Origin of the sequence: Sheuella amnicola (assembly GCF_010499255.1) — a bacterium.
Lineage (GTDB): Bacteria > Pseudomonadota > Gammaproteobacteria > Burkholderiales > Burkholderiaceae_B > Zwartia > Zwartia amnicola.
This window is the reverse complement of the sequence record NZ_JAAGRN010000005.1, coordinates 297,298-323,040: the sequence shown is the minus strand read 5'-3', so window position 1 is coordinate 323,040 and position 25,743 is coordinate 297,298. Positions and strand designations below refer to the sequence as shown.

Here is a 25,743-nt window from a genome sequence, read left to right as displayed (position 1 = left end):
GTGCTATGACAGTTTCATGCAATTTGTACAAAAAACTTTTCAGTTATCTCAATCATGACTAACCATAACAGCATCCCCAAAATTTATGTTGCAGGACATCGTGGAATGGTGGGATCTGCAATAGTACGTCAGCTTATTGGGCATGGCCATGATCCAGAATTAATTATTGGACGTACCCACGCGGAGTTGGATTTAACAGATCAGGCTGCTGTCCGACAATTTTTTAATCAGGAAAAACCTGATCAGGTATATCTGGCTGCTGCAAAGGTTGGTGGCATTCACGCAAACAATGCCTACCCCGCTGAATTTATATACGACAACCTAATGGTTCAGGCAAATGTAATTGATGCAGCGTTTAGAAGCGGTGTAAAAAAATTACTATTTCTTGGAAGTAGCTGCATTTATCCGAAACTCGCGCCGCAACCTATGGCAGAAAGTGCACTGCTGACTGGATTTCTTGAGCCAACCAATGAACCCTATGCCGTTGCAAAAATTGCAGGTATTAAAATCTGTGAAAGTTACAATCGCCAATATGGCACAGAATATGGTGTCGATTATCGCAGCGTCATGCCAACCAATCTTTATGGACCGGGTGACAACTATCATCCTGAAAATTCGCATGTAATCCCTGCACTGATCCGTCGATTTCACGAAGCAAAAGTATCTAAAGCGCCAGTCGTTACTATCTGGGGCTCTGGAAAACCGTTCAGGGAATTTTTGTATGTAGATGATATGGCTTCGGCAAGTGTTCATGTGATGAACCTTCCGAAAGATATTTACGATCGGCATACAAGTCCGATGCAAAGCCATATCAATGTGGGCTTTGGTTCAGATATTACGATTGCCGAATTGGCGCATACAGTCGGGAAGGTTATTGGCTATCCTGGGCAAATCACATTCGATACGAGTAAGCCGGATGGCACACCGCGCAAATTGATGGATAGCAGCCGTTTGAATGCGTTGGGCTGGAAAGCAACGGTTGAGCTAGAGACTGGATTGAGTGTGGCATATCAGGATTTTCTGACTCGTAATGCGTAAGTCTGACACTTGCGCAAACAGAATACTCGATGACAACTACTCCCATTGCTTACATCATATTTAATCGACCGCGTCATACGCGCGAAACTTTTGCGATTATCCGCGCGCAACGCCCATCAAAATTATTGATCATTGCAGATGGTCCGAGAGAGGGGCATCCCACCGATGCCGAACGTTGTCGCGAGACAAGGGAAATAGTCGAGAAGATTGATTGGCCGTGCGAAGTCCTGCGCAACTATGCAGACAAAAATATGGGGTGCAAGCTTCGGGTCAGTAGTGGTCTGGACTGGGTGTTTGAGCAGGTTGAACGCGCCATCGTTCTTGAGGATGATTGCGTGCCCAACGACGACTTCTTTCCTTATTGCGATGCGCTGCTGGATCGCTATGCCGAGGATTCTCGCGTGTGGGTCATTACTGGCAATAACTTCCAAAATGGGAAAAAACGCGGGGAAGCCGCGTATTATTTTTCAAAATATAACCATTGCTGGGGTTGGGCCACCTGGCGTCGTTGTTGGCAAAACTATCGTGTCGATATTCCCTTCTGGCCTGAATGGAAGAAGTCGCATGACTGGCGTCTCAAGACACCTGATCCGGTCGAACGTAAAGTATGGACTGATCTTCTGGATCGCTTAGCACGTGGTGAGATCGACACCTGGGATTATCAATGGACTGCGTGTGTTTGGTATTACGGTGGCTTAACCGCCACGCCTAATGTCAATCTCGTGACGAATATTGGCTTTGGCCCCGATGCGACGCACACGGTATCGACTGGTGATGAAGAGGGGATGCCTGTTCAGCCGCTTGGTCCGCTCACGCACCCAGTCTCGATTCGGCAGGATACTGTGGCTGACCGCCATGTTTTTAATCAGAACTTTGGCGGACGTCATCATCCCGACAGAATGCGTAGCCGACTCAGACGTCGCCGAGACCAATTATTGAGATCACCGCAATGGCTGCTCAAAAAAATTCGACTGGCAATGCAAAAAATTTTAGGGCGATGGAGCTGATATGTGCGGGATCCTTGGGATCATCCATCGCCAGGCCGCAACGCGAGCGCCTTTAACCGAACGCGATTTATCCAGGCTCTCGCATAGGGGACCGGACGGCACGGGTGTTTATACAAACGATCACGTGCAATTTGGTCACGCGAGATTATCGATTATTGATTTGACGCAGGCCGGGCACCAGCCGATGTTGAGTCAGGATGGTCGCTTCGTTGTGACTTATAACGGTGAGATTTACAACCATCTTGAGTTGCGCGCAGAACTTGAGTCGCTAGGTGAAACTTTCACAAGCCACTCCGATACAGAAGTATTGCTCAGTGCCTATAAAGTCTGGGGGCAGAAGTGTGTCGACAGATTCAGGGGGATGTTCGCCTTTGTGATCTGGGACCATCAGACTCAGACAGCATTCTTGGGCCGGGACCGGTGCGGAGAAAAGCCGCTTTTCTATCATTTCAATCAACAAAGACTGGTGTTCGGGTCGGAGTTAAAAGCGTTAATACCTTTGCTTGATCAGCGTCCCGAGTTGGATTCGTCAGCGATTGATATGTATCTGCACTATCAGTATGTGCCTGAGCCCTATACCTTATTGAAGGGTGTGCATAAGTTGGCTGCGGGCCATACGATGCTGCTTGAGGTTGGACATTGGCAGGCTGAGCCTGTTCGATACTGGTCAGTCGAGACCGCAGCACAACAGATGCCAGACTCGCTAGTGCTTGAAAAATCAAATCGCATTCAGCCAAAAGATGCGGATCAGCAAGCGATCCTGACTTTGATCCGCGATGGCATTGAAGATGCGGTCAAGATGACGTTGCGATCCGACGTCCCGGTCGGTATTGCGCTCTCGGGTGGTGTCGATTCAGGTGCGATCGCCGTATTTGCGCAGAAAAACTATTCTGAACCTATGCATGCTTTTTGTGTTGGCTACCCTGGGCGACCACCCTACGATGAAAGAGAACAGGCGCGCGCCTTAGCCGAATCGCTAGGGATGATTGTTCACGAGGTTGAATTGCCTGTGGATAGTTTCGTTGAGTTCTTTCCAGAACTTGTCGGCATTATGGATGAGCCAATCGCCGACCCAGCTGCTTTTGGACACTATTCAGTTCCGCGCGCTGCCGCTGACCAAGGTGTCAAAGTCATGCTGTCGGGGATTGGTGGTGATGAAGTTTTTTGGGGGTACCCCTATGTGACGCAAGCGGTTCAGATGAACCAGCGCGTAATGGATCATCCCAGCATCAAACAAATTGCGAACTGGCTCGGTTCGGCGAGCGCACAAAAATTTCTGGTGAAAGTGTCACATTATCCGCACGCTCATCCTGAAATCCGGCGCTGGGCAGGCATTTTGCAAAAGCTTGGGGACACGCATCAGCCGCACGATCAGTTGATGTACTACATGCTGCATCCTGAGTTTGATGGTCCTTTCGAACTTAAAAAGGCCGTGTATGGTTCTGCGATGCAGGTACTCAATCCCTTTAACCCTTTCAAGCCAACAGCGATTGGCTTGCGGTCGCGTGAAAAGGTTCCCGCAGCAGTCATTCGCATGTTGTTTGAGACTTGGTTGACTTCCAATTGTTTGTCTCTGGGGGATCGTGTCAGTATGGCTGTCGGGGTTGAGACGCGCGTTCCTTTTTTGGATGTGCACTTAATTGAGCTTGTGATGGACTTGCGCAAAACGCATCCCGACCACAAATTAAGTCAAAAAGCATGGTTGAGGGCTGCGTTAAAAGGCGTCGTGCCTGATGAAGTGCTAGCGAGGCCAAAGGCGGGTTTCCAGCCCCCTGTGCGAGAGTGGCTCTCTGGCGTCGTCTCTCGCTATGGACATGTCTTGCGTCATGGTCAGCTGGTGTCCGCAGGCATTCTAGATGCCGCGAAAGTTGATTTCCTGTGTACTGAGTTGCCCAAGCGGGGATGGACGGAACTATTCTTTACTTACAAGTTGGTTTTGCTTGAGTTCTGGTATCAGAAGGTTGTCGCCGCATGAAGCCATCCGGTCCGTGCATTCTCGTTTACAACCCGATTTCCGGACATGGTCATCTTGACTCATGGAACGCCTTGTTCGTTTCATTCTTGCTTCAGGAGGGCTGGCGCGTCATTGCGCTCACTCCCGATGTAGATGATTTGCGAGTGCGTTTAACAGACAAAGGTTTGGCGGCTTGCTCTTCATTGCAGATTCTTCCGTGGGACGCGTTACGTAGATCATTTGTGCAGAGGATACTTGGGCGCGTGAAGCGGCTTTTTAAGCAGCAAAAGACACTCAGCCAGGATGATCCTGAAGCGAATTATCTGAAGCCTCTTGAGTTTGCGCTGCGAGTGAAAAAGGCACTAAAACAGACAAAGTGGCAGCCTGAGGTTGTCTTCAACATGTACATGGATTTGTACAGAACGGATGCGACGAGTTGGCAAGCGTTTGATGCCATCTGCCAACTTCCTTGGTCTGGAATTCGATTTGTGCCAAGGCAAGATCCGACAGAGGCCTACTACCGAAGCCCTTCTCTGTTCGGGATGTGTTTTCTTGACGAAAGTATTTGCGAGCAATACCGCGCAAGCCTGCCGAAAAAGACGTTTGAATATTTACCGGATATCACTGAGTCAGCATTGCCTTCGCAACCAAGCGATATCGCACAAAAAATCAAAGCGCTTGCGAAAGGTCGAAAAACCGTTTTTCTTGGTGGAACGATTGGCGGCGGAAAAAATCTTGCTCGCTGGTATGCATTAATTCAGCGCGCGGACCCGGCGAAATGGTTTTTTTTGCAGATTGGCGAAGTACACCTGAACAGCCTGACGCCAGAAGATATCGCTGCTCGTCAGCGCGTCATGCAGGATATGCCAGAAAATCTGTTTATCCATCCCGCATATTTACCCGACGAAAAAACCTTTAATGAAATCATTCAATTGTCGGACGTGTTGTTTGCGGTCTATCGCAATTTTAGAATCAGTAGCAATATGCCGGGGAAAGCGGCCGCATTTGACCGACCGATTCTGGTTGCAAAAGATTATTTAATGGGCCAGCGTGTGACTTCCTATGGAATTGGGCTTGCAGTACCGGAAGACGATGTCGCGCAAATGCAGGCAGCTCTCGAGATGCTCGTCCGCGATGAACAAATCGCGCAGATGCGTGATCGCTTCCGATCCTATCGAAATGATTTTAGTATTGAGGCGCTTCAGCACCGGTTTGTGAATTATCTAAAGAATGGTTTGAACCAGCGCGTCGAGGATCGTTCATGAAAGTCACCCAGCTTTCGACTGATGATTTCAGCGGCGGTGCGTCGCGTGCGGCATATCGTCTGCATGTTGCGTGTTCTCTGACAGACGTTGAAAGCACGATGCGCGTGCTGAGGCATCAAACTGCAAATGATCGAGTGGTCGCGGGACGTGCGCCGCGTAGTCTAGAAGAGAAAATAAAAAATCGCCTGCAAACGAAGTGGCGTGAATATTCGACGCGCAGCTTTAAAACTGATAATCCGATTATGCACTCCTTCGGACAAGTCAGCGCAGGTTTAGTCCAAGAGCTCAATCAAAGTCAGGCTGATGTGCTGAATCTGCACTGGATTGTGAACTTTCTTTCGATTCAAGATATTGGTAAGCTGACCAAGCCTCTTGTCTGGACGCTGCACGATATGTGGGCTTTTTGTGGCGGTGAGCATGTTGCGCCGGACGAGCCGACATCGCGCTTTCGCCAAGGATATTTAGCCGGAAATCGACCCGCAGGTGAAGCCGGTCCGGATTTGAATCGACAGGCATGGGAATTGAAGCGTGCGGCTTGGGCGCAGCAGAAGTTTCAGTTGGTGACACCAGGCCACTGGATGGCTGGTTGTGTCCGAGACAGTGTCTTGTTTCAAGAGACACCAGTGCATGTAATTCCTAATCCCTTAGAAATGCAGCATCTATGGCGCCCTTACCCCAAGGCCTTTGCGCGTGCTTCGCTTGGTCTGGATCCAAACAAAAAATATGTACTGTCGGGATCGGCAGGAGGTATGCCGCATCTGAAAGGTGAAGATTTGCTCAAGCGTGCGATGGAAAAAATCGCGTACGAACAGTCTCAGAAAGATCGAAAGCCTGCAGAAAATCCGTCTGAGCAAATTGAACTATTGATTTTTGGTCAATATCAACCTGCAGGTGTCGAACCATGGCCCTGTCCCGTACATTGGCTTGGTCCCGTGCGCGATGATCACATCATGGCACTGATTTATTCGGCGGCCGATGTCATGGCGGTGCCGTCAAGGCAGGATAACTTACCCAATACGGCAGTGGAAGCAAATGCCTGCGGTACACCGGTCGCCGCTTTTAATATTGGTGGCTTGCCTGATATTGTGCAGCAACAGAAAAATGGCTGGCTAGCTCCCGCCTTCGATACGGATCAGCTTGCTCAAGGCATCTTGTGGTTGCTTGAAGATCAAGAGCGTTGGCAATCACTGTCTCAGTCATCCAGGCAACTCGCGTTAGACCGTTATTCGCCAGAGGTGATCGTTGCGCAATATCTGAATGTTTATGAAGCGGCGCGTCAGCAGTCTGGCAAAGTAAGCACGAGTCGCAAATAAAAATGAAACAACTGATCGTTTTTAACCCAATATCAAACGAAGGGCATCTTGACTCTTGGCATGCCATGTTTATCGATTTACTGCTTCAAGCGGGTTGCTCTGTCATCGCCGTAACAAACGATCCTAAGGGGCTTGAGCAAAAGCTGGCTCAAAAAAAATGTTCTATGAAAGGCTTGACCGTACTTGGTATCGAGAACAAGCCTCTGAGCCTACGGTCACGATTGCGGCAACTCTGGCAAAGATGGAATGCGTATTGTGATGCAAGACGCTTTCAGCAAAGCCAAAAGGGCGAATTATTGCCGTTATGGTTGCTCAAGGTTGTTCAGCGTATTTTTGAGTTATTGCATCAAATCTACTCGGGAAAAAATAGCGGACCCCAAGCCGTTATCATGAGCAATCCGCCCTCGAGCGCAACACATTTGGATCCACAGCTGTTTTGTCATCGCGTCAATCAACTGATTGAACAATATCCTGACAACATTGCCGGGGTGTTGAACATGTATGTGGATGCGTATTCGCCAGACCTCACAAGTTGGCGGAACTTTAGTCTCAAAGACAACCTGCCCTGGATGGGGTTATGCATCACGCCTCGTACTGAGCCTGTTGAGGCCTATTATCAGTTGCAAAATTACAAAGGCACCTTGTTTTTGGATGAGGCGGTTCGTCTTCAATATCAGCAAAGGATGCCAGGACGAAACTTTGAATTTTTACCTGACATCACCGAGACAGCCCTTCCTGAAAAGGCGAGTGCTCTCGCAGAGCAGATTAAACGTCGCGCGCGAGGCAGAAAGATCGTTTTTCTGGGCGGATCGATTGGCAAGCAAAAAAATCTTGCTCGCTGGCTTGAATTGGTTGCACTAGCGGATGCTGACAAATGGTTTTTTGTACAAATCGGACGGATCAATAAAAACAATCTGATGACAGAAGATGATGAGGCGTTGAGCAGAGTTCAGGCCCAATTCCCTGAAAATCTGCTTATCTGGTCAGAGTATCTGCCCGATGAACGGTCGTTTAATGAGATTATTTTTCTGTCTGATGTGATCTATGCTGTTTATCGTGACTTTGGTCGTAGTAGCAACATGCTGTCTAAGGCCGCTTATTTTGAAAAAACGATTCTTGTGACTGAAGACACCTTAATGGCGACCAGAGTGCAACAATATGGAATTGGGCTTGCAGTAAAACAAGATGATCCACGCTCAATGCTCAAAGGACTTGAAGCGCTCGAGCATTTGCCAGATCTTGCGAACAATTTTGAAGCCTATCGTCAGGACGTCAGCCCGCGAGCTGTTCAGGACAGATTGGTATCTTTTATTCAGAAATGCATCACAGCTGAAGCGAATCAAAAATAACGAGGCCGTATGCCGGATTTCAAGCTCAACACGCCAGTTGCCCTACTGATTTTTAATCGACCCGATACGACTCAACGCGTGTTTGATGCGATCGCTCAGGCCAAACCGCCCAAATTACTGGTGGTGGCTGACGGTCCGCGCGACAACCGGCCAGGAGAGGCTGAGAAATGCGCACAGACTCGCGCCATCATTCAAAAGGTAGATTGGGAGTGTGAGGTCATCACACATTTCGCGACGACCAATATGGGTTGCAAAATGCGTGTATCAAGTGGAATCGACTGGATTTTTGAGCAAGTCGAAGAAGCCATCATTCTCGAAGACGACTGCTTGCCTGAACACAGTTTTTTCAGATTTTGTGAAGAAATGCTGACGCGATATCGTGATAACGAGCGAGTCGGAATGGTGTCGGGAGGCAATCTCCAGTTTGGCAGGACGCGGGGCACGGGGAGTTATTACTTTTCGCGGTATACCCATATTTGGGGTTGGGCGACCTGGCGTCGTGCGTGGCAACGCTATGACCGCGAAATGAAGCTGTGGCCAACCTTTCGAGAGCAAGGTTGGCTAGAGGCTTTTTTTAATAAACCAGGCGAGCAGGCTTACTGGCGCCATTCTTTCAATGCCGTTCATGATGGATCCTTAGATACCTGGGATTGCCAGTGGACATTTGCCGCACTGATTAATGGCATGCTGCAAATCGTACCGAATGTGAATCTGATTTCAAATATTGGTTTCGGTCCCGGCGCGACGCATACACATGCAATCGGAATACACGCCAATATGCCGACGCAGGCGATGCAGTTTCCGTTGGTCCATCCCGATTTTGTTTTGCCAGATCCTAATGGGGATCAGTTTATTTCGGATGATCAGATCGCACCCTCCTTCGTTGAAAGGCAATTGCGCAAACTCAGAAAGTTACTGAAAAGATAACTGCAATGCGTATTGCATACGATCACCAGGCATTTTGTCTTCAAAAAACGGGAGGAATCTCTCGCTATTTTTGTCGTCTCGCAGAAGAGCTTGCTTTGACACAGCAAGTGGGGATCTTTGCGCCTTTCTATCGTAATCAGTATTTAAAAGCGCTGTCTAAAGCTTTAGTGCACGGTTATCCCGTCAACGACTATCCTCCTAAGATTGCAGGCTTGTTCGTTGGTGCGAATGCGATGCTGTCGAGTCCATTGATGCGCGCTTGGCAGCCGGACGTCGTTCATGAGACTTACTTTTCGTTCAAGGCAACGGGTCCGGCGCCTTTAGTCTCTGGGGCTAAAGCAGCGTGTCCGCGTGTTGTTACTGTTTTTGACATGATTAGCGAACTTGAACTGGAAGCAAAAAAAGAAGCAGCGACTGACTTAGAAGTAAGCGCTAAATTCGCAGCAGTTAGTCGGGCGGATCATGTGATTTGTATTTCAGAACACACCAGACAGGATTTGTTGCGATTATTTAATATACCTAAACAAAAAACCTCTGTGATCCACCTTGGATGTGATGTGCCACAGTTTGCTCAGACAAATCCTGTGGCGGTCCAAAATCATCCTCGTCCGTATTTACTCTATGTAGGTTTGCGAGGTGGATATAAGAATTTCGCACGACTGGTCAAGGCTATCGCGGCTTCTTCTCAAATCAGACATGAATTTGATTTGATTGCCTTCGGAGGCGATGCTTTTTCAGAACAAGAGCAAGCACTGATTCAGCAGCTTGGTTTTGCTCCGTCGCAGATCAGGCAACAGGCAGGAAGCGATCAGGAATTAAGCCGGCTTTATTCAGAAGCGGCCGCGTTTGTTTATCCTTCAACTTATGAGGGCTTTGGTTTGCCACCACTCGAGGCGATGGCGCACAATTGTCCTGTGGTGAGCAGTCATCGCAGTTCAATGCCGGAGGTGATCGGTTCAGCAGCAGAATTTTTTGATCCTGAAAGCATCGATGCAATGACCTTCGCACTTGAGCGGGTGCTTTTTTCAACGGAACGTGCGGATGAGTTGCGTCAAAAAGGACAGGCCAGACTGAAAGAGTTCACCTGGCAGCGCTGCGCGCAAGAAACCTTGCGTGTCTATAAAGAGTTGATTTTTTCAAGCGGTACGGATTGAACAGATGAAAGTCCTTTATCTTTACACCGAAGTGATGGGCTATAACTTGCCGATTTTTGAACGGCTTGTTTCGCACTACGACGCATCTGTCGATGTCGTGCACTGGAATCAGAACAAATTGACCCCCTTTGTACCTGACCCCGCATCCGGTGTGAAATATCATGAACGCTCGTCCTTCACGCAGCAGGGATTGCTGGATTTTGCAGAATCGTTATCACCCGATTTAGTTTATGTGTCGGGCTGGATGGACAAGGGTTATTTACCGGTCATTCAAAAGTTAAAAGCGCTGGGGACGCCCATCGTTGTCGGACTGGATACGCAGTGGACCGGCTCATTACGGCAGCAGATTGGTTCGCGCCTGATCAAATGGATTTATAAAAAACGCTATTTTTCGTATGCTTTAGTACCAGGTCCGATGCAGTATGAATATGCTGCTCGCATTGGTTTTAGCAAAAATGAGATTTTATGTAACTTGCTCTCCGGGAATTCACGTTTGTTTAAGCATGCGGCCGAAAGTTTGCAGCATGACAAGCAAGTCAACTACCCGAAGAATTTTTTATATGTTGGACGTTTCGCTCAGACTAAAGGGATTGATATCCTGCTTGAGGCTTTTACACTTTATCGCACGCAATACCGTGGTGACTGGACGTTGACCTGTATTGGTAACGGTCCAATGGCAAATTTGCTTGAAAGTGCGCAACAGCAAAATCCGGAAGCAATCACGTTAAAAGCGTTTTCATCACAAGCCGACTTGGTTGAACAGGCTCAGAACGCGGGTGCTTTTGTTTTGCCCAGTCGAGAAGATCCCTGGGGAGTGGTTGTGCATGAGTTTGCGACCGCGGGGCTGCCTTTGATCTTGTCTGAATTTGTTGGCGCCCGTCCTCAGTTCTTGATTGATGGACTGAATGGCTACACGTTTCATCAGAACTCACCCGAGCAACTCGCCTTGCACATGCACCAGATTGCAACGATTACGACGGAGCAACTTCTAGAGATGGGGCGGGTGAGCGCCAAGTTAGGTGCTCACATTAATCCAGAGATCAGTGCCGCGAGTTTGATGGCTGCGCAAAACAGGGCAGGACTGAATGGTTAAGTTAAAGGTCGCCGTCGATGCCTCGCGCGTCCGGTCGGGCGGAGGTGTTGCACACCTGATTGGCATTCTCGATCTAGAGCGGATCGATCTCTTCGGAATCGCAGAGATTCATTTGTGGTCCTACCAAAAGCTGTTGGACGCGGTTCCCGATAAGCCTTGGCTGATTAAGCATCATCCGCCTGAAACAGAGGCCTCTTTGCCGCGCCAATTGCTCTGGCAGGCGATCCAGCTTGAAAAAGAAATCAAGCAGGCTGGTTGCCAGATTCTTTTTTCTGCTGATGCCAGTACGGTTTGTCGGTTTAGTCCGATGGTTGCGCTCAGCCAGAACATGCTTCCCTACGAAGAAGGGATTATGCCTTTGTACGGATTTTCTAAAGATCGCTTGCGACAGGCCTTCATTCTTGAAGTTCAGAAGCGCGCTTTTAAGTTCGCTGATGCCTCGATTTTTCTGACCCAGCATGCCGCGACCCGAATTCAGCTCTACAGCGGGAATCTTCCCGCCTATACAGTGATCCCACACGGTGTTGGCGAGGTTTTCAAGCAATCACCCGTGACCAGCACGTGGCCTGAGCAGAACCAGCGACCGATTCACTGCCTGTATGTTTCGCCAATTCTTGAGTACAAGCATCAGTGGGTGGTTGTTCAGGCGATCAAGCGTCTGCGCGATCAAGGTCTGGACGTGACGTTGACCTTGCTCGGTGGTGGGGGGCTGCGTGCCCGTCAGCGCCTGGCCAGACAAATTGAAATTTCAGATCCCGATCATCAGTTTGTTGAGGTCCTTGAGTTTTTGCCGCACGAAGAAATTCCCCGAAGGATTGCTGCGGCAGATATTTTTATCTTCGCTTCTGGTTGCGAAACCTTTGGAATATCACTACTTGAAGCGATGGCTGTTGGAGTGCCGATTGCTTGCTCCAACCAAAGTAGTCTGCCCGAAACTTTGCAGGATGGCGGCGAGTATTTCAATCCAAGGGACGATGCTTCAATCGCACAGGCGCTTAAGACGCTGATTGATGACCCAGCCAAGCGTGCGCATTTAGCCGCTCGTGCCAGAAAGCTGTCAGAATCTTATTCCTGGTCGCGTTGCGCGAGCGAGACTTGGCGCTATATCGTACAAACCTATCAGCGTGTTTCACGCGTCAATCAATGAAAATCTCGATCGTTACTATTTCCTTTAATCAGCAGCAATACTTGCCTGCTTGCATTGAGTCCATTTTGTCTCAGACAGATTGCGAGCTCGAATACATTGTGGTTGATCCAGGTAGCACGGATGATAGTCGTCAAATTATCGAATCTTACGGCGACCGGATCGTCAGAGTGTTTGAGCGTGATGCCGGTCCTGCGGATGGTTTGAATAGAGGATTTGCGCGAGCAACGGGTGATATCTACGGTTTCATTAATTCAGATGATTATCTCTTGCCGGGGGCATTAAAAACGGTCACGCAATTTTTTACCAAGCATGGCAACAATGTTTTTGTGACAGGGCAGGGGTATACCGAGAACGAGCATGGCGTTAGAACGCCTATTCATCCCAACAGGCTGACGTCATCAAACATGCTTCATCGTTCTGGCGTCGTCTTTCAGCAGTCGACGTTTTTCCCCGCTGAGTTGTATAAAAAAGCCGGTGGCTTTAATGATCAAAACAGTACTTGCTGGGATTACGAGTTGTTCTTGAGATTTTTGTTGCAAGGCGCCACACATCAGGTGATTGAACAAGAACTTGCCGTGTTCAGGCTCTATCAAGGGTCGATTTCAGGTTCAGGGCGACTTGAAGAGCGTTATTACAAAGAGCTGGATCAGCTTTTTGAAGAAAGCCTCGGTCGTAAGCGCAATACGCTTGATAAATTGCTGACGCAATACCAGCGGATTCAACGTGTCTTGGGCCGGCGCTTATTCGGCTAAGCGATTGGGTGCTTGGTTGGCGCAATCTTTTGCGGGGCGCTTGGGGTTAGACAACGCTAGCGCGCGGGCCAATTCAGTGATCATGATGGACTGATGTCTAAATTTGACGTGAATCAGCAAAATCAGAATGATCCCGGCGATAAAGCAGAAATAAAGCAGCAGGTCCGTGCCGCGTCCGACGCCAAGCATATTGGCGATCACAATCGTTTCTTCAGGAAAGAAAACAAAGAAAATCGCAGCCAGTGAAATCACCAGCAGAAGCAAAGCCATCATATTGCCCTGGGCCATGACGCGATATGCGTAAAACGCCACACAAAGCAGCGCGATAACCATCAAGATAGAGATCATTTGCTGATTCGTCCGAACAAAAGGTCAATCAGGATATTGATTGCATTTGAAATTTTCTGTCCCTTTGCAATCGAATAGTCGGTATAAAGGATTTGTACGGGGTATTCTTTGTAGCGTAATTTGAGTGCTTTGATCTGGGAAATGATTTCCGAGGCATGCGCCATCCGGTTTTGAGTAATCCTGAGTTTTTTTGCTGCGCTGCGGGAGATGGCCCTTAGGCCGTTGTGCGCATCCGTCACCGGGACACCTGAGGAAAATCGGGTAAATAAGGCGGCGAGTTTGAGAGTCAGGCGCTTGGCTTTGGGCATCGTAGTGGACTCGATCCCCAAGAAGCGGCTGCCGCAGACAATATCTGCCTCATTCTGAGCGACGGCTCTGGCAAGTGTTAATGCATCTTCGATGCGGTGCTGTCCATCGGCATCGAAGGTGATAATAATATCCGCGCCGGATTGCAAGGCAAAGTCGATTCCGGTCTGAATCGCCGCGCCTTGTCCCAGATTAATTGGGTGGCAGACAACTGTGGCGCCCGCTTCGCAGGCTAAAGTAGCGGTTGAGTCACTAGAACCGTCATCGACCACCACAATATTCGGAAAAGTGGCGCCTGATAGTTTGATCACTTCCGTGATCATGCCGCCTTCGTTGAAGGCAGCGATGACCAGCCAGACTTTGGATATGTCCATTCGAAGTGTGCTTTTATAAGGTGCTTTGCAGAGTGAACCTGATTCGATGCGATTTTAACAAACAACCTAGAGGTCAGACTTCTAAATGATTTGGAAACTAGCTTTACTGAGCGCCTCTACGCTGGGCTATGTTCTGTTTTTAACGTTGCGTTGCGGTCAGCGTGCATTGGTTGCCCCATTTTTGACTTTTTGTCTGATCGTCGTTGGCTTATATGGTTTTGCCCTATTTGGTCAGCTTGCGTTAGGCGTGCAGTTTGTCTCTGGCGCCGGACTTGTTTTGGGGATCTATGCCGTTATTACCGGTAAAGATGAGCTCGCAGCACGGTTCAGCATCAAAAAAACTTGGCTGTACTTGCTTTTTTTGGTGCCTTTTGTCCTGTTGTTTCAGGCTATCGCAAATGATTTCATGTTTTTGATTTGGGATGAGCTGTCATTTTGGGCCAGAAGTCAGCGCTTGATCTTTGATTCAAATGCCTTGATTCAGGCCCAATCGCCGATTAGCTTTAAAAACTATCCACCCGGGCAGCAACTATTCCAGTACTACGTGACCGTGATGGCAGGCTGGTCCGAAAAAAAGATACTGTTTGCGCAGAATCTCTTTATTTTGAGTGGAGTGCTTGCAGTAGTTGCGACCGTTGTTAAAAAAGAAGGTCCGGCGTTATTGACCTTTGTCGCCGCGCTGACGTTGATTTATTTCTTTCATGCCGACTACGTCACGATTTATTCAGACTCACTCGTTGCGATCTTTTTTGCGGTAGGGCTAGCTTTAGCAGCCAAAGAAAGCGAGTCATCTCAGGATGATCTGAGCTTGCTGCTTGTTTTGAGTGCTTTTGTACTGATCAAAGAAGTTGCCGTCATTTTTACAGCCATTGTCTTAGCTGTTTACGTACTGAAGCGGTTACTTAGTCAAAAACAGCCGCTGCACTCTTTTTGGTCGCGCTTGAAGACGACAAGCGTCGCTGTTGTCGTGATTACCTTGCCGATCGTATTTGTTTGGCTCTCCTGGCGCTGGTATGTGAACACCTTGGCGATTGAGCCCAATGGGATGCCGGCCTTGAGTCTCAGTAGTTACGGGCAAGAAGCCTTGCGTCCCAGACTCGAAAAAACAGTCGCCAAGCTTTTGGAGGCGCTCAAACAACCTGGCTATTTTGAGTCCCGCCCGGTGGCGTTGGGCGTCAAACTTTCTTTGATTCAGTTGTTTGCCTGGCTGACGGCCTTAGGCGTCCTTCTGATTGCCTGGACACCGCATGGTCAGCGCCGAAAGGAATTGCTCGTACTTTTGACGATCGTGACAGGGGCGTTGGCTTACCATGTGTTTCTCTTGTGGACCTATCTGGTCTATTTTACGGAGTACGAAGGGGTCAGGTTAGCTTCTTTTGAGCGCTATTCGTGGACGTACATGCTCGCCTGGGCCCTATTGTTGGTATGTCAGCTTGGCAGATGCCGTGCACAAACAACAGGTCCCATGCAGTGGATTGCGCCTGCACTACTGGTCGCAGTATCGCTCTATTTGGTACCTGGCAAGTTTTACGCTGATTTAAAAAGCATACAGTCTGAGCCCAATGCCTTAGCGCAGAAGAAAAAGGCAATCGCCCTAGCTGAACAAGTAAAAAAGCACATTAAAACCGGCGAAAAGGTCTATTTCATTGCACAGAACACAAATGGCTACGAAAAGCACATGTTCGATTACGCCATGATTCCGTTTTTACCGAATAATTGTTGGTCAGTCGGGGCGAAATACAGCGAAGCAGACGTCTGGTCCTGCAATCAGCCGCTCGAACAGTTAATCAAGGGCTATGCTTATCTTGCAATTTATAATGCCGATCAGCGCTTTTGGAATGACAATGCTGGCTTGTTTCCGGTAAATACGCAAAATAGTCAGCAAGGCGTCTACAAAATCATTTCACGAGATGGCAAGGTTGTCACTCTTGAATCTGTTAATTAAATCCTGCCGAAAATAAATACCCGATGAATAAACTGATCAACCTGCTTAAGGCCTGCCTACCGACGTTATTCGTCACGTTTGTTTTATTTGGTTTTGCAGAGATCGTTGCTCGCTTAGTGTTTCCCGAGTTTGAGGGGCAAGTTCATTCGGCCAGTAAGACGCTCGGTAAAAACTTTTATCTGACAGAAAATCCGCCGATCAGAATCCCTACCAAAAACTACGCCTTAAAAATTGAAAAGCCTCTGGTCATTATTCTGGGCGATTCAATATCCCATGGTTACGGGATGGCTTATGAGGATATCTACTGGGTTCGCCTGCAACAGATGTTGAAGCTTGAGCAAGGTCAGCAGGCTCCAGAGTTTCTATCTCTCTCTTACTACGGTAATAATTTGCAGGATTCAGTCGGTCAGATAGAAAAATATTTAAAGCAGCATGAAAAGCTTGAACTGAAAGAAATCATTTATCAATTCAACTTCAATGATGTCGTGCCAGAAGTCTATGGCCGCCAGGGACTGCATCAGGCGCAACAGCCCCCCAAAAATGAGACTACTCCGGTTGCGAAATCGGATAGCGCTGCAACCACGGTGACCTCAACGAATGCGGATGCGGCGGCATCTCACACGTCGGAGAAGGCCCGCTTTTTATCATCAGTTCGTGCGGAATACATGAATTATTCGGTATTTCTGCGCGTGGCTCAGCACTATGCGGGCAAAATGACACGTAAAACGTCGGGCGACTGCATGGCACGGGATTTAAACGCTCTTGGTCCTTATACATGGACGTACGGAAGCAAAAAATACGCTGAAGAAAGTCAGTTGTTGTGGAAGAATTTCAGAACAGCGCTCGAAGAGCTGAAAGGTGTCGCCGATGCAAAGGGAGCGAAGCTCAGCATTGTGATCTCGCCGCTTTTATTTGATATTGATCGCAAGGGGTATCACCCGCAATACAACTATCTGAACTATGACTTTAGTTGTGCAACCATTGATCCAAGAGCCAAGCTTGCAGAGTTTGCCCAAAGCCTGGGTGTGGAGTTGATCGATCCAACGGAATATATGCGGTCATCGTTTGAGGCTCGTATCGCAGAAGGTAACTTCACCCCGTATTTTCTGACTGCCGATGAAAATCATATTACGCCTGTCGCCGCGTCAATGATGGCCGAGTATCTGTTCACGAATACTCTAAAGAGCCGTCAGCAAAACAATCGACCGGTACAGGATAAAAAAGGTGATTGAGCAGATCGTCAATCTTCTGCTGAGTTTGTTGCCCCTGGCGATGATGCTGGGCCTGACTGCAGTTGTGTTGTTGGGGTGGGGTCGACTGACGCTCAAACTAATCGGCTTTGAATTGTGTTCACGCCCTGACACGGTCACCATATGGCTCGGTTTTGGCATTGTCCTAGGTCTCATCGATTTTTTACACGTATTTTTTCCGGTTGACTGGAAAATGACAGTAGGCATTGGCGTGGTTGGATTGATTGGCTGCAAGGCCGGCGCCCCCCTCCATTGCATGTCATTAGTCGTCTCAATAAGGCATTCAATTCGTAAACATTGGTTTTACGCGCTGTTGGGTGGCTTGATTGTTTTCTTGTGGTGTTTGCGCGCGATGGGGGTGCCAAACAATTATGATTCTGGGCTGTACCATTTTGAAACGATTCGTTGGCTAAACGAGTACCCACTCGTGCCAGGTTTGGGTAATCTCCACTGGCGTTTTGCGTTTAACCAATCCCACTTTAATTTTTTGGCTTTATTAAATCTCGCACCTTTCTGGGGTAAGGGGTACGCCAGCGGTGGATTGTTTTTGCTGCTTTTGTCGGTAGCCACAGTCGTTGAGGTAGGGCTCAGACAAGACCGGATATGGCGGAGGGTGTTTGGCGGAACGCTATTTATTTACTTTGGCTATGTTGCAAGCAGTGTAGCGAATCCGGCTCCTGATGGCGTGATTGGCTTGGTTCAGGTAGCCGCCTTTCTTTTACTTTTCAGAATACTCGGCGGTTCTGCACGACCAGTATTGGACGAAGAAGAACAAAAGCTAAGAGATGTCAGCACGTTGATGGTGCTTTGCCTAACAATGACGACAATTAAACTGACGGGCGCTTTATTTGCTCTGACGTGCATTGCAATCTTGATGTGGAAGTGTCAAGCGGAAATAAAGCAACATTTAGTAAAGTGGATGATTTTGCTCGTCATTCTGTTGCTGATGGCAGTTGTTCACCTTAGTCGAGGGTATTTGTTATCAGGATTTCCATTGTTTCCAGGGATTATTTTCGGAGCAGCGGATTTACCTTGGTCCATGCCGGTTGAGTTTGTCCGGTTTGAGGCGGATCTGATCAAAAGTTGGGCGCGTATGCCTGGGGTGCTGGATCCGAGCTGGGCTTTGGCAAGTTGGGCGTGGGTACCCATCTGGATTAAGTCGATGTCCTTTTGGACGTCGCTCTTTCTGGGTTCAGCAGTGACCCTGATGTTGGCGGCGTTTCTTTTATTGTTAGTTGATAAAATGCGACGAGTCGTGGGCGTTTTATCTCCGCTTTATTTGCCGCTAATCGCCACATTGATTTTTTGGTTTACAACAGCACCTGATCCCCGTTTTCTAGGGTCGATTCCGGTGTTAAGCATTGCATTGTCTATTTGGTTTTGGGCAGCAGGTATTCGATTGTTGTTTGTTCAGACACACAAAACTTGGTGTGGAAGTCAAAAAGCACTGATCAACATAGGAATGGTGTGTATTTGCCTAGCTTCACTGAAATTGACAGGCTTGAATTCAATATCACTGAGCGGATGGAAAGAGATCCCAACTCAAGCAGTTGAAGGGAAGACAACATCAACGGGATTGACCGTTTGGGTACCGACAACAGGTGCCCAGTGCTGGGATCAAGCTTTGCCATGTGCATCAATATTTAATGAAAATTTAGCAAAGCAAAAGAATATATTTTTGAATTTGAACCGGTTTGGACTCGCGAACGATTTTTACTACACCGTCAAAGTGATGAACCAGAAGTAAATAATAGATTTTTGCTTTTTACGAAATAAAAAAACAGGAATATCCATACATGACCAATCGTTCGGGCACAGAAATAGATTACGTTGGCTCTGAGCTTGATGTGTTCAGTCATGTCAAAAATTGGAAGGCCTACTGGGCCAAAATGATTGCACCCTATCTGGGAGAAGAAGTGTTGGATGTCGGTGCCGGAATTGGCGCGACGGCAATTAACCTGAGCAGAAGAACATACAAAACTTGGGTCGAACTAGAACCGGACCCCAAGCTCGTCGAACGAATTGTGCAAGGGCAACAAAATGGAACAATCCCGTCTTCAATAGAGGTGAGAGTCGGTACTGCACATGATTTGTCCGCTGACGAATTGTTCGATACTGTTTTATATATCGATGTGCTCGAGCACATCGAAGAAGATAGAACCGAGCTTGAAAATATTGCAAAGCACTTAAAACCGGGTGGACATGTCATCGTATTGTCTCCTGCTCATCAATACCTGTTTACAGAATTTGATCGACAGGTCGGACACTGTCGCCGCTATAACAAGCAGAAACTAAAAGCAATCAAACCTGATAGCCTCGAGATTGTTTGTTTGAAGTACATGGATAGCGTTGGAATGCTAGCGAGTTTGGGCAATAAATTGTTGCTCAAATCAGGAAATCCAACACTGGGACAAGTAAAAATATGGGATCGTCTGATGGTACCTGTCTCACGAATCACTGACCCTCTGACTGGACACGCACTAGGTAAAAGTATTTTGAGTGTGTACAAAAAGGTTGTGAAGTGAGCGAAGCATTTAAAAGGGTGACTTTGCACCGTAATGGCAGCATTGCCATCAAACACTGGCGGTGTTATGGACGAATGGTTATATAGATTCCGCACCCCATTACTACTAACGGGTGTTTTTCTTGGTTATCTACTCCATGCATCCAACGGGGTGTGGGTAGATGATTTTTGGGACCACAGCGCTGCTGTCAGTGAACTCATTCGTCGTCCGTGGCACCCGCATCATCCTCAGCTAGGTATCGATTTACCTCATGTATTTCTTACGCCCTATAGCTTGCTAGTTGCAATGGTGGCAAAGCTATGTCATTTGAACTCAGTAGAAAGTTTAAGCCTATTTGGGATTATAAATTTGAGCTTACTGCTCTACGGAGTAAAAGTATTTATTAGTACAAATTATCAAGAACATAAAAGGGCCACCTATTTCTATAGTTTATTATTGATTCTATATTTCTGGGGCAAGAATCCGTGGAATTACAGTGGTTTTTTTCACAGCAATATAATTAATTTTTCTCTTCCATATCCTTCATCATTTGCAACAGGATTAGCATTAATAGGAATTGCACTAAATAATAAATTAAACACGACAAGAGAAAGCAAATATTTAATTGGAGTTTTACTGATAACAATATGCGTTTTATTAACGCATGCGGTTGCATTTATATTTCTTTGCACTGGAGTTGTTGCCGGAACAGTAGTTCATAATCAAAATAAGACTCAAAAAACAGTAATTTTAATAAGCCTGCTCCTTTGTGCTGTGTGTGGAGCCTTGTTGTGGCCATACTACCCACTTATAGATTTATTGAAAGGAGAAGCAAATGTGTACCACCTTTCAAACAAAGGCGTATATGACAATGTGATATTGACATTATGGCCAGTATTTATCACAATCCCTATTTTTATAAAAAAAATCTTTAAGGTAGAAAGTAGAAAGATTTTAGTATTAATAATGCTATTAATGGGAATATATATATTAGCGTGGATTACGAATAAATATTCATATGGTCGAGTTATAAGTTATATCGTCATGTTGATTCAAATAATATTTGCCCTGCGTATTGCGGAACTAGAGAGCTATATATACCAAAAAAATCGTTACATCGTTAAATATATTCATATTTTAATAATCACGATTTTATTCATGGCATTTTACGCAACGATAAAATCGTCGATAACGAGATTATTGACAATAACAAATAGTATTGTGCACGGACGACAAATACTGAATCAACAAACTTTTGGATACTTAAATATATTAATAAATAAAATTAATCCAGATGATTTAATTTTAGCAAATGCAAGAACAAGTTGGATTCTGCCAACATTTGGTGCAAAGATTATTACGTTGACATTGCCTCATGCGTTTGTAAAAGATCACGATCAGAGATTTAGTGATGTAGAAGAATTTTTTAATCCAAAAACGGAAGAAAAAGATCGATTATTAGTTATTGAGAAATATCGTCCGAAGTATATTCTGATAGACAAATGTAATGATGTTGAATGGATCAATATTGCGAATATACTGAATAAAAGTGGAAATTTTGATTCAGTATTCGAAGATGAAAAAATTAAATTATATGTAGTAAGAGAATGAATATTAAAAAAAATAAATTAAATGACATCAGTTCATTCTTAATAAAAGAAAGAACGAGGAGAAATCGTTTAATTTATACTTGGTGCACAAACAGCATATTGTTTATAATTTCAGTAGCATTGTTAGCGCTGTATATTCCTTACGCAAAGCCAATATGGATTGATGAGTTCCTTCATTTTGCACTCGGCGGATTTGAAAGTACAGTAGAAGTATTAAAAGTAATCGATAAAACCACGAAAACATTTAATCATGGCCAGACTGGCTTTTATATGTTAATTGATTACTATTTGCTTAAAATTTTTGGTGCAAATGCGTTTGCAATGAGATTGCCAAGTTTAATTAGCGGATGCTTACTAATCATTGCAGGAATAATTTTTTTAAGGGCAAAAAAAATAGGGTTGATAGGTCAAATTGCTTATGTAGTTGCATTATTTGGACAAGTTAATTTGATGAATTATATTGGAGAGGCAAGGCCATACATGCCATTGGCATCTTCAGTAGTGGGAGTGTTAGCCTATTACTCGATAACTGAAGACAATAGAGATAAAGCAATAGTAAATATTTTAGGTTGGAGTTCGGTGTTATGGGGTGCTCTAATGCATCCCTATTTTATTTTATATTGGTTCGCAGTATGTATTTTTTCGATATGGAGTAAATGGTTCAATAATCAAAAACGTTTGAAAATGAAGGAATTGGCTAATTTAATAAATGTTCAATTAGCATGTACAGTATTAGTACTGACAATTGGTTTGGGAAGTTTGACGTGGTTAAGAACAAGAACTGAAATATTTAAATTCGATCCATTTCAGTGGATAACACAAACATTATGGGTGGAGTTTACGGCATTTAGTCACTTTGCATTTATAAGTAATGCGCGGATATATATCTCTCTAGCGGTATTCTGCCCATTGATTTATGTAATTCTGCCAAGAAAAAATAAAATAAATATAAAAGAGTTTGTAGAGCCATCAATTATGATCATAGGCGCATTAATTATTTCTTCACTACTAGCATTTATATCATACACTCAATCATATTGGATATTACCAAGACAATGGATTGCATCACAAGCAATAGTTGTACTAGGTTATGCTTGGATAGTTGGAATTGTAATGAAGAAGGTTGAAAAAATAAATAAAATAATCAGCGTCGTATCGGGTTTGCTTATAATGGGATACCTTATGGCCGAAGTTGAGCCAAAAGTAAAAATAAAAGTAATTGAAAAAATAGAAGATATTAAAAAAAATAAATTATTTGAAAATAATGAAGCAATAAACAAAAAAAATATAACAATTCCAACAAGCAATGATGAGTGGGTAATGTTGGCAAGAAAAAATATAAAGCAAGGTGGGGTCGTCTGGCCAGTATTTAGAAGTTATTATGAGATAACAAAATAAAAATTTCTATATTAATTAGATTAGTAGACTTAGCGTCTTGAATAGACGAGGAATGATAATGATTTCAGCATTATTAAAGATATTGAAGCAAAAAAAACAAGAAACAAAACTAAAAAACAATTATTGGCAATTTATTTCAGAATTACTAAAAGAACATCCAAATTGCGTTAGTCAAGAAAAAGCAAAAGAATATGAAAAAAAATGGTTAATAACAAAGCAATCTGTTGGTGGACCTTTACAGGATGGTTATCCATGGGTGCCATTTAATGCAATGGAGTACATGGAAACATTATTAAATAAAGAAAGTAAGGTCTTCGAATTTGGAATCGGGGGCTCAACAGTCTTTTTTTCAAAGAGAGTTGGGGAATTAATAAGCGTTGAACATGATTCAGAATGGTTTTTAAGAACTAAAAATGTAATGTCTGATGTAAAAGATTTGAAATGGACAGGTTATTTGAAACAACCGAGAGTCACAGAAATACCAATAACTGGTGATGGAGCAGATCCTTCTCTGTACACAACAACAGATGAGTCGATGTCAGGCCAATCATTCAAAGACTATGTAACAACGATTGATCAATATGAAGATAAATATTTTGATTTAATTCTTATAGATGGAAGATCTAGACCTTCGTGTTTCATGCATGCATTACCGAAAATCAAGGATGGTGGTTATATCGTACTAGATAATGCAGAGCGAGAAGCTTACCGAATTGTTGAAGAAGTTTCAAAATCTAGTGGGTTCAAAATTGAAGAATATTGGGGCCCAGGCCCGTACAATGATCACGGCTGGCGAACGATATTTATAAAAAAATAAACATTACAAATAAAGTAAATAAACTAATAAAATATCTACTGATTTATATCGGCAAAATACAGATACTGAAATTTAAATTAGCGGCCAATATGAAAATTGATAATTTAGCGATAGATATTAGAGATGTATCAAAAAAATATAAAATATATTCGAGTCCCAAGGATCGATTAAAAGAGGCATTTGGACTAAATGTAAAATTTAAAGAATTTCAAGCATTAAATTCAGTATCGTTTGAAATTCATAAGGGTGAATTTTGGGGAATATTAGGTAAAAATGGATCTGGAAAGTCAACCTTATTAAAAATAATTGCAGGGCAATTAAGCGCGACAAGCGGAGAAATTAATTGCGTTGGTAATGTTGCATTATTGCAATTAGGTTTAGGATTTGATCCTGAGTTAACAGGAAAAGAAAATATAAAGTACTCAAGAATGGCTCAAAATTTAGTCAGTGATCACGAGCAGATCACAGACTTTGTTACAGATTTTTCTGAGTTAGGAGATTTTATTGACTATCCAGTTAAAACATACTCATCAGGAATGTATTCAAGACTAGCATTCGCAACAGCAATCGCAGGTAACCCTGATATTTTGATCGCCGATGAGGTACTTTCTGTTGGTGACATTAGTTTTACGCAAAAATGTCTAGCAAAAATGCGGGAATTTAAAAATGCTGGAAAAACTATAGTACTGGTAACGCATGACATCAATGCGGTTAAAACCTTTTGTGATAAAGCAGCATGGATTAATTCAGGTCACTTAATATCTTCAGGCGATGCAAAAACTGTATCGGAAGATTTTAGAAGTTACATGATGCATGGCACAATGCCGAGTACAAGAATTCAAAAAAAAGGGTCTCAAATTCAAAATAATAGAGATATTAATGAAGAATTATGGACCATACCAAACGAAAATAGACATACTGTTAAAAGTACAAAGATAGAGATAACTAAATACAGATTTTATGATGTTGAAAATGAATCGTCCCTGTCAGAGTTATGTGCAGGTAAATGGGTTGAGTTTCAGATTGAATTCAGAACGAAAGAATTTATTGAGATGCACTCTTTTGGTGTAACGATACATAATCGTCAAGGTATGATTGCAATACATATAAACTCTGAATTCTTTAATCAAACAAAAGAAAAATTTGAATCTCAAAGTTTAAATATAGCAAAATTCAAATTTGAAATTCCTTTCCTAGCATCTGATGATTATTCTATTACACTTGGTTGTTCAGAAGGTAATGATGGACATTTGTTAGAAAAATATGATTATGATTCAACGATTTATATAAATCATAAGAAAAATCATATTACAGAAAATCAAGGCGGCTACGTTTTGATTCCACAAGGTGATTTTGAGTATGTAAAAAATGTTTGAATTCTTTAAGTCCATAATAACGAAGAGAACTCTAATCGTAGAATTGGCAAAACGTGATATGTCATCGGCTTACACGGGTTCGGTGTTTGGGAATGCTTGGCTGATTATTGATCCACTTATTAGTGTTTTAGTCACGTTAGTATTTTTTCAATTCACAATGAAAAACACTACTACAAGCGACATTCCATTCGTAGCGTGGGTGTTACCACAGATTATTCTTTGGACATTTATAAGTGCGACAATGAACTCGTCTGTAAACATGATAAGAGAGTATGGTTATTTAAATAGGCATAAATCATTTGATATGAGACTACTTGGTCTTATAAAAATTTATGCCTCGACATATATACACATATTTTTAATTCTTGGAGTAATCATAGTTCTATATTTAGTATTTGATTTAAATATTAAATATAATATTTTTGGAGTCATTTATTACTTTATATGTGTTAGTACATTGCTGCTGGGAATTAGTTGGATAGTATCAACTTTAGGTGTATTTTGGAAAGATACGAGACACATAGTTAGTATTTTTTTACAATTAGATTTTTGGATATCACCAATATTTTGGGAACCCGAGAGGTTTCCCAAAGCAATTGCTTTCGTGATGTACGCTAATCCTTTTTATTATCCAATCCATGGCTATCGCGCATCAATATTAGGTGAGCCTTTTGGACCGCATTTTTTTATTTCAACGCTATATTTTTGGTCCTTGGTTATCATTTTTATGTCAATTGGAAGTTTACTCTTTAAGAGATTATCACCAAGTTTTGGTGATGTTATTTAATTTTTCGTTAATCTGATAAATACATAACT

General features: G+C 44.4%; 22 protein-coding genes. 20 read left to right on the top strand and 2 right to left on the bottom strand.

Translation table 11 applies throughout. From position 1 onward, the window contains the following. Positions 1 to 54 precede the first annotated feature (54 nt). The 11 genes from fcl to G3I67_RS09610 are packed head-to-tail and all read left to right on the top strand — an operon-like array spanning position 55 to position 12,999. Positions 55 to 1,038, top strand: a complete 984-nt coding sequence (gene fcl / locus G3I67_RS09660; RefSeq protein WP_163654710.1) for a GDP-L-fucose synthase — start codon at positions 55 to 57, stop codon at positions 1,036 to 1,038. Positions 1,039 to 1,067: 29 nt separating this feature from the next. Continuing rightward, positions 1,068 to 2,045: a glycosyltransferase family protein gene (locus G3I67_RS09655; protein WP_163654708.1), complete on the top strand. Its 978-nt coding sequence runs from the start codon at positions 1,068 to 1,070 to the stop codon at positions 2,043 to 2,045. Position 2,046: 1 nt separating this feature from the next. Then, positions 2,047 to 4,020 (top strand): asparagine synthase (glutamine-hydrolyzing), encoded by a 1,974-nt coding sequence (gene asnB / locus G3I67_RS09650; protein ID WP_163654706.1) that lies wholly within the window; start codon positions 2,047 to 2,049, stop codon positions 4,018 to 4,020. Then, a complete protein-coding gene (locus G3I67_RS09645) occupies positions 4,017 to 5,264 on the top strand; it encodes a glycosyltransferase family protein (RefSeq protein WP_163654704.1) in 1,248 nt (415 codons plus the stop codon). Before asnB ends, G3I67_RS09645 begins: the two co-directional genes overlap by 4 nt. Next, the gene (locus G3I67_RS09640) at positions 5,261 to 6,577 is read left to right on the top strand and encodes a glycosyltransferase (protein WP_163654702.1); all 1,317 of its coding nucleotides are present in this window, start codon (positions 5,261 to 5,263) and stop codon (positions 6,575 to 6,577) included. Before G3I67_RS09645 ends, G3I67_RS09640 begins: the two co-directional genes overlap by 4 nt. Before the next feature lie 2 nt (positions 6,578 to 6,579). Continuing rightward, entirely contained in the window at positions 6,580 to 7,926 is a 1,347-nt protein-coding gene (locus tag G3I67_RS09635; protein WP_163654700.1) for a glycosyltransferase family protein, read from the top strand. A gap of 9 nt (positions 7,927 to 7,935) precedes the next feature. Continuing rightward, complete coding sequence (locus tag G3I67_RS09630) at positions 7,936 to 8,853, top strand: glycosyltransferase family 2 protein (protein ID WP_163654698.1); 918 nt, start codon at positions 7,936 to 7,938, stop codon at positions 8,851 to 8,853. 5 nt (positions 8,854 to 8,858) lie between these two features. Further along, positions 8,859 to 10,007, top strand: coding sequence for a glycosyltransferase family 4 protein (locus G3I67_RS09625; protein ID WP_163654696.1), 1,149 nt, complete (start codon positions 8,859 to 8,861; stop codon positions 10,005 to 10,007). Between the two features lie 4 nt (positions 10,008 to 10,011). Beyond that, positions 10,012 to 11,100 carry a glycosyltransferase family 4 protein gene (locus G3I67_RS09620; RefSeq protein WP_163654694.1) on the top strand — a complete coding sequence of 363 codons (1,089 nt, stop codon included), beginning with the start codon at positions 10,012 to 10,014 and terminating at the stop codon, positions 11,098 to 11,100. Beyond that, entirely contained in the window at positions 11,093 to 12,247 is a 1,155-nt protein-coding gene (locus tag G3I67_RS09615; RefSeq protein ID WP_163654692.1) for a glycosyltransferase, read from the top strand. The genes G3I67_RS09620 and G3I67_RS09615 overlap by 8 nt, the downstream gene beginning before the upstream one ends. Continuing rightward, positions 12,244 to 12,999 carry a glycosyltransferase family 2 protein gene (locus G3I67_RS09610; protein WP_163654690.1) on the top strand — a complete coding sequence of 252 codons (756 nt, stop codon included), beginning with the start codon at positions 12,244 to 12,246 and terminating at the stop codon, positions 12,997 to 12,999. Before G3I67_RS09615 ends, G3I67_RS09610 begins: the two co-directional genes overlap by 4 nt. Here the strand turns inward: G3I67_RS09610 and G3I67_RS09605 are convergent. Further along, the gene (locus tag G3I67_RS09605; RefSeq protein ID WP_163654688.1) at positions 12,988 to 13,347 is read right to left on the bottom strand and encodes a DUF2304 domain-containing protein; all 360 of its coding nucleotides are present in this window, start codon (positions 13,345 to 13,347) and stop codon (positions 12,988 to 12,990) included. The genes G3I67_RS09610 and G3I67_RS09605 overlap by 12 nt on opposite strands. After that, positions 13,344 to 14,027, bottom strand: a complete 684-nt coding sequence (locus tag G3I67_RS09600) for a glycosyltransferase family 2 protein (protein WP_163654686.1) — start codon at positions 14,025 to 14,027, stop codon at positions 13,344 to 13,346. Before G3I67_RS09600 ends, G3I67_RS09605 begins: the two co-directional genes overlap by 4 nt. 85 nt (positions 14,028 to 14,112) lie before the next feature. Here G3I67_RS09600 and G3I67_RS09595 point away from each other — a divergent pair, with 85 nt between their 5' ends. The 9 genes from G3I67_RS09595 (at position 14,113) to G3I67_RS09555 (ending at position 25,714) form a co-directional block, all read left to right on the top strand. After that, on the top strand, positions 14,113 to 15,972 hold the full coding sequence (locus G3I67_RS09595) for a hypothetical protein (protein ID WP_163654684.1): 1,860 nt from the start codon (positions 14,113 to 14,115) through the stop codon (positions 15,970 to 15,972). A 23-nt stretch (positions 15,973 to 15,995) separates the two neighbouring features. Beyond that, on the top strand, positions 15,996 to 17,204 hold the full coding sequence (locus G3I67_RS09590; RefSeq protein WP_163654682.1) for an SGNH/GDSL hydrolase family protein: 1,209 nt from the start codon (positions 15,996 to 15,998) through the stop codon (positions 17,202 to 17,204). Beyond that, complete coding sequence (locus G3I67_RS09585; RefSeq protein WP_163654680.1) at positions 17,197 to 18,969, top strand: LIC_10190 family membrane protein; 1,773 nt, start codon at positions 17,197 to 17,199, stop codon at positions 18,967 to 18,969. The genes G3I67_RS09590 and G3I67_RS09585 overlap by 8 nt, the downstream gene beginning before the upstream one ends. A gap of 49 nt (positions 18,970 to 19,018) precedes the next feature. Next, a complete protein-coding gene (locus G3I67_RS09580; protein ID WP_163654678.1) occupies positions 19,019 to 19,747 on the top strand; it encodes a class I SAM-dependent methyltransferase in 729 nt (242 codons plus the stop codon). A 33-nt stretch (positions 19,748 to 19,780) separates the two neighbouring features. After that, the gene (locus G3I67_RS09575; RefSeq protein ID WP_163654676.1) at positions 19,781 to 21,337 is read left to right on the top strand and encodes a hypothetical protein; all 1,557 of its coding nucleotides are present in this window, start codon (positions 19,781 to 19,783) and stop codon (positions 21,335 to 21,337) included. Continuing rightward, positions 21,334 to 22,734: a glycosyltransferase family protein gene (locus G3I67_RS09570; protein ID WP_163654674.1), complete on the top strand. Its 1,401-nt coding sequence runs from the start codon at positions 21,334 to 21,336 to the stop codon at positions 22,732 to 22,734. Before G3I67_RS09575 ends, G3I67_RS09570 begins: the two co-directional genes overlap by 4 nt. 58 nt (positions 22,735 to 22,792) lie before the next feature. Then, positions 22,793 to 23,551 carry an O-methyltransferase gene (locus tag G3I67_RS09565; protein ID WP_163654672.1) on the top strand — a complete coding sequence of 253 codons (759 nt, stop codon included), beginning with the start codon at positions 22,793 to 22,795 and terminating at the stop codon, positions 23,549 to 23,551. A gap of 89 nt (positions 23,552 to 23,640) precedes the next feature. Further along, positions 23,641 to 24,927 carry an ABC transporter ATP-binding protein gene (locus G3I67_RS09560; RefSeq protein WP_163654670.1) on the top strand — a complete coding sequence of 429 codons (1,287 nt, stop codon included), beginning with the start codon at positions 23,641 to 23,643 and terminating at the stop codon, positions 24,925 to 24,927. After that, positions 24,920 to 25,714, top strand: coding sequence for an ABC transporter permease (locus G3I67_RS09555; protein ID WP_260074357.1), 795 nt, complete (start codon positions 24,920 to 24,922; stop codon positions 25,712 to 25,714). The genes G3I67_RS09560 and G3I67_RS09555 overlap by 8 nt, the downstream gene beginning before the upstream one ends. Positions 25,715 to 25,743: the final 29 nt, after the last annotated feature.